The organism is Fulvivirga lutimaris (genome assembly GCF_009711525.1).
Lineage (GTDB): Bacteria > Bacteroidota > Bacteroidia > Cytophagales > Cyclobacteriaceae > Fulvivirga > Fulvivirga lutimaris.
Genome location: NZ_SMLV01000287.1, coordinates 5,351 through 10,922, shown reverse-complemented (window position 1 = coordinate 10,922; position 5,572 = coordinate 5,351). Strand labels below are relative to the sequence as shown.

Below are 5,572 nucleotides of genomic sequence, written 5' to 3'. Positions count from 1 at the left end.
CAATTAAAAAATGGACTTATGAATTAAATACTGTACTTAAATAAGACTTTTTACCACCTTTTCCATTGTCTACATTATCTCTAAATTTCGCGACAGGATTACTCTTGTCTTCATCAAATTGACCTTTAATGGTCAATTCTATCCCTGTATTTTTTGCATGTATTTCAAAGTCATTAATAATCTCAATTACATCAGGGTGAATGTATTTTGACTTGGTAACATCTAGTACAACTTTACTATTGTCAGGTATTAAATTTAAAGTTTGCAGAATGCTGGCCTTATTCAGAAAAGTAACATTTTCTGATAGTTCGATAAGTGTAGGTTCACCTTCTTCACGTTTTTCAATAAAGCTAAATGGAGTATTAAGGTTTTTCCTCAAGATAAGGAAAACAGCCACAGCCATACCAATACCAATACCAACTAGTAAGTCGGTAAAGATTATTCCTAATATTGTGATTACAAATGGTATGAATTGAGCTTTTCCTTTCGCCTTCATTTCCTTAAATACAGACGGCTTTGCAAGTTTATAACCTACTAGAAATAGTATGGCTGCTAAACTTGATAGAGGGATCATATTCATTACACCTGGTATTAGCAATACACTGAAAAGAATGAGGATACCATGAAAAAAGGCAGACATTTTGGTCTTTCCACCTGATTGTATATTCGCTGAACTTCTTACAATAACCTGAGTGATAGGTAATCCTCCAATCAATCCGGAAATAACATTACCCGTTCCCTGAGCCAGTAGCTCACGATTAGTTGGGGTAACATTTTTATCCGGGTCTAGTTTGTCTGTGGCTTCTACACAAAGTAAAGTTTCCAAACTAGCAACAATGGCTATGGTTATACCTATGACAATAATCTCCAAAGAGAATACACGGCTCCAGTCAGGTGTTGAGAAAAGGTTTAAAAACCCGCCTTCTTGAGCGGCTATCGGAATAGTTACCATTTCATCCTGAGCCAGGTTGTAGCCTTCCATTCCCATAAACATGTTGCCAAGCAAAATGCCTGTTACAACTACTACCAAGGGGCCTTGAATTAGTTGAAAAAGTTTGATTTTCTTCATAAACCCTTGTTCCCATAATATCAAAATGACCATTGAAATTAAAGTAATAATAACAGCAGCAGGGTTGATGTCCTGTAATGACACCCAAATTTCACTAAAAGTATTTTCTCCATCAGATTGGAAAAAAGTCTCAGCACCATCAGGAATAACATCGTGACCCAACGCGTGAGGAATTTGCTTAAGAATGATGATGATACCAATAGCAGATAGCATTCCTTTAATTACAGAGTTAGGAAAGTAATACCCAATGATACCCGCCTTACAGAAAGCAAGAATAATTTGAAAGATACCACCCAGCACTACTGCAGAAAGAAATAGAGCAAAACCTGTTTGCATATCGAACACTCCTTCAGCATTGGTACCCAAATCGGTTATGGAATCAGCAACTATAACTGCCAAACCTGCAGCCGGACCACTGACCCCAATTTTAGAACCACTTATTAGAGCCACTACTGTACCACCTATTATACCTGCTATAATTCCTGAAAACAGCGGAGCTCCCGATGCCAGGGCTATTCCCAAACATAATGGTACGGCCACCAAGAATACTACTATACCTGCTGGGAAATCTGTTTTTAAATTTTTAAATAAATTGTCCATAAATATAAAATGTCTTAAAGGACCTAACCTTTAAGTAATTGTTCGAAAAGATGTAATTAATTGAAAAAAGAGTACTTAGGATAATTGCCGTGGTGGCGGAGATTGTACTTCTTTAATATGACTTTCGACATAGGAGTTGTGTGAATCGAAAGCTGTAGTTAATACCATTGAATGATCGGATAGTGATTCCAAATACCAGAATTTATGATTAAGGATGCTACCTTCTTCTTCCTCTAGTTCAAACATTTTACTTGAGGTATTCTCGTCAGCACTTGAGTCAAAATCCATAATAAATTCTGTGTCAATTTCTTTACTTTCCAGATATGAGATGTGGATAGAGAATATACTAACAAATGATACTTGCAAGGCAAGAATTATAATTATCGCAGATTTTAAAATTCTTCCGATCATGTAGATCAAAGTTAACGAGATTATTACATATTATGTTCACAGGAATTGTGCATTCTGTCCTTAGAAATTACATTTCTGTCTTTGAAATTCAACCTAATGAAATATTAAGGCTATTTTTTCTTCCTCTTTTTGCTTTTTTTGGACAGCTCATGCTCTTTTATTAAGCTTTTCCAATCCGTAGAAACTTCTTCAGAAAGGTCTATAACCTGCTGATAATCACTTTTTGAGAGCTCAAGTACCTTAATAGGCTTGCCAAGGTTATCTTCAATCTCTTTCAATAGATCATTCTCTTCCTGGCTACAAAAAGAAACAGCCTGTCCCTTTTGACTCCCTCTACCTGTACGCCCAACTCTATGAACATAATTTTCTGCAGTGTCAGGTAAGTCATAGTTGATTACTAGTTCAACATTAGGGATGTCAATACCTCTGGCACTTACATCTGTTGCAATCAATACTTTCAGGTCACCGCTACGAAAGCTTTTCATGGTAGATTCTCTTTCTGCCTGAAGTTTGTCACTGTGAATAGTATCCGTCACCAATTCACAACGTTCCATGGCTTTTTTTACTCTTTCAGCACGCACCTTGGTTCGTACAAACACCAAAATTTTCTTCTCAATATTGGTTTTAATGACATTTTCAAGGAAGAATCGCTTATCATCCATTTCAACAAAAGATACTCCATGTTGTATATTCTTAGCTACTGGATCTTTAGGTGATATCTGGATTCTTATGGCGTTATGCACCAGTGAAAAAGCAAGGTCTTTAATGGTTTCATTGATGGTAGCTGAAAAGAATAGCGTTTGCCTACGCTTTGGTAAAAAACGCATAAGGTGACGCATATCATCAATAAAGCCAAGATCAAGCATATGATCAGCCTCATCCAGAACTAATATTTCCACCCTATGTAAATCTAGCTGCCTTCTTTTTACAAGGTCTGCAAGTCTTCCTGGTGTTGCAATAAGTACATCAATACCCTGATTTAAATGTTCTACCTGTTCAGCTCTTTCCACACCTCCATGCACGCAAAAGGAAGTTACACGAGTATGCTTACCCAAGCTTTTAAAAACCTCATTGATTTGTTGTGCAAGCTCATGAGTAGGGGCCATTATCAGGCATTTCACTCCATCCGGCCTGTCTTTGATCTTCTTCATTTGCAGGATGTGCAAAATAGGAATGGCAAAAGCCGCTGTTTTGCCTGTGCCAGTCTGTGCAATGGCCAACACATCTTCACCTTTAAGAATATTGGGTATGGCCTTATATTGAATATCAGTCGGCTTTTTATAATCAAGCTTGGCAATGCTTTTCTTTATCCCCTCATAGATGTTGTAGTTATCGAATTTCATAGTGTGCTGGGGATAAGTGAAGTTGTGTTATTCATGAATTGGTGCAAAGGTAGTAAACTGAACTGGAGAATGATTTAGATTTTATATTCCAATACTTTAAAAATGAAAAAAGGCTTTAAGCACTTATTTTACCCTAATCAGAAAGGGTAACCAATAGCAATATTAAGCAGCAGATTATCCTTTCGCCAACCTCTGGAAGAAGGATCAATTTTATCAACTACCCAATTTACACCAGAGTCTTCTGGTTTTTTTAGGGGAAATGCGAGGTCAAAACGTAGAATAAAGAAACTGAAGTTAAGTCTTAAACCTGCCCCAGTGCCTACAGCAATTTCATTGATAAAATTTGTGCTGAATTGACCACCTGGTTTTTCATCTGGATCTTGCTGATCCCAAAGCCATACATTACCAGCATCGACAAACACAGCGCCTTCCAATACCCCAATTATTGGAGATCGATATTCCATGCTACTTTCTATCTTAATATTTCCTGTATTGTCAACCAGAGATGCTCCTGTTTCGGAGTCTATAAATGAGCCCGGCCCTAATGACCTGGCTCTAAACGCCCTTACGCTATTGGAACCCCCTGCTGAAAATTGCTTTATGAAAGGAACTTCTGAGGCATTACCATAGGCCTTTGCTCCACCAATCAACAACCTCGCGGCTAGCTCTTTTTTTGAACTTAATTTTCTGTAATACCTAAAATCCAACTGCACCTTAGTGTACTGAGAGTAAGTGATGCCTGTGTTGTTGAGTGATTCATCATCGCCTAACGTATTTTCAATAAGATTAATTAGGTTTCCGGAAGTGTCTAGTGAGCCAGAGAAGTAAAAATGATTTCTTTTCTCATTGGCATCTTCAGCATTTTTTGTGTTTAAAGTATAGTCATACAGTAGCCCAGCAATAAATTGATCTTGCAAACTGTTTTTGAGGTTAGGATCTAACTCAAGTCGCTGCTCAAATTCATTCGAACTTTTCGATAACTGCACAAATGAAAAATTGACAGGAAATAATCTATGCTTTTTAGTGAGACTTTCTTGCCACTGGTAGCCATATTTAGCCTCAAATGAATTGATTTGAAAAACATTAATTCTTCTTTGCAATCTGATGCCCACACTCATAATTGTACTTGGGATAAAACGTACATTATGATAATTGAAATTCAATGGCGAAATCAACCTGGGTATGGTAAGGCTACCTTCTAAATTCAGTTCATAAGCAGTTAGTGGAGGGTTGTTCTGTCCTCCAATCTGGATTTCGTAGGAGGTGTTGAGTTTGAGTTGAAACAACTCGGCACCCCTGAATGAATTTCTGTTTTGATATGACGCTGAGAATGAAGGCCCCACAAAATTATTGGACTTCGAAATAGCCTGTAAGTCTAATCGCAAAGACTTTTTAGGAAGTGGGGTGAGAAAAATCTGAGAAGTTAATCTCGCAGAATCTGCCATCTTATATTTAAGATTCACAAACTTATAGATTCCCAGTGCCATCAGTCGTTCGCGCGTTCTGGAAGTGGCTATTTCAGAGTAATGGTCTTTAGGATCAAAAACAATGGTTCTTGTTAGAATTTCAGGCCTCACATAGCCGTTTTCATTGATGAACAGGTAGTTGTCATAATATTGCTGCTCAGGCTTAGTACTCAAAGTGTCATTCGAAATGGAATAATCTGGATTGACTTCTACATCCTTCAAAGTGAATATTTGCTTGGCCTTCGATGGCGTGTCTTTTGACAAGGTCAGTGTAAGATCTACTTCATAGTTACCAGCACTACTATCGGCTTTATAAAGTAAGTAGTTGTCATCGAAATAGTAGAAGCCCTTATTTTCAAGATAATTTTCAATTCTTTTTTGCTCCTTTTCTAAATCACTCAATTTGTAGCGATTGCCCTTTTTTATGATGCTTTCAGCAATAATATCATCTATCACCTGTTCGTAGAGGCTGTCGGTTTTCGGATAAATCACTTCCCTTATTTTGTAAGCAGGGCCAGTCTTTATGGTGTAAATGACCTGTCCTGACTTTTTTCTTTTTTTGATAGTAGCCTCTACCTCAGATCTGAAATAACCATTATTAATCAAATAGTTATTTAGTCGGTTAGACATGGCTTTTTCATTTACATCTGATAGATAAACAGGTTTCTTACCTAGTTTATATT

Annotated in this window: 4 protein-coding genes; all 4 read right to left on the bottom strand. The window is 37.2% G+C overall.

Annotated features, from left to right (window positions below; translation table 11 throughout):
* Positions 1-16 precede the first annotated feature (16 nt).
* Positions 17-1,669, bottom strand: a complete 1,653-nt coding sequence (locus E1140_RS04900; protein ID WP_155179653.1) for a SulP family inorganic anion transporter — start codon at positions 1,667-1,669, stop codon at positions 17-19.
* Between the two features lie 75 nt (positions 1,670-1,744).
* Positions 1,745-2,080: a hypothetical protein gene (locus E1140_RS04895; RefSeq protein WP_155179650.1), complete on the bottom strand. Its 336-nt coding sequence runs from the start codon at positions 2,078-2,080 to the stop codon at positions 1,745-1,747.
* A 110-nt stretch (positions 2,081-2,190) separates the two neighbouring features.
* On the bottom strand, positions 2,191-3,423 hold the full coding sequence (locus E1140_RS04890) for a DEAD/DEAH box helicase (protein ID WP_155179647.1): 1,233 nt from the start codon (positions 3,421-3,423) through the stop codon (positions 2,191-2,193).
* Between the two features lie 137 nt (positions 3,424-3,560).
* Positions 3,561-5,572, bottom strand: a 2,012-nt coding sequence (gene tamL / locus E1140_RS04885) for a translocation and assembly module lipoprotein TamL (protein ID WP_185153435.1), incomplete at its 5' end; no start/stop codon positions are given.

What these genes read in the sequence shown, in the direction of transcription:
- E1140_RS04900 (WP_155179653.1), bottom strand. Translation starts at nt 1,669, where the DNA reads ATGGACAATTTATTTAAAAATTTAAAAACAGATTTCCCAGCAGGTATA.
- E1140_RS04890 (WP_155179647.1), bottom strand. Translation starts at nt 3,423, where the DNA reads ATGAAATTCGATAACTACAACATCTATGAGGGGATAAAGAAAAGCATT.
- E1140_RS04895 (WP_155179650.1), bottom strand. Translation starts at nt 2,080, where the DNA reads ATGATCGGAAGAATTTTAAAATCTGCGATAATTATAATTCTTGCCTTG.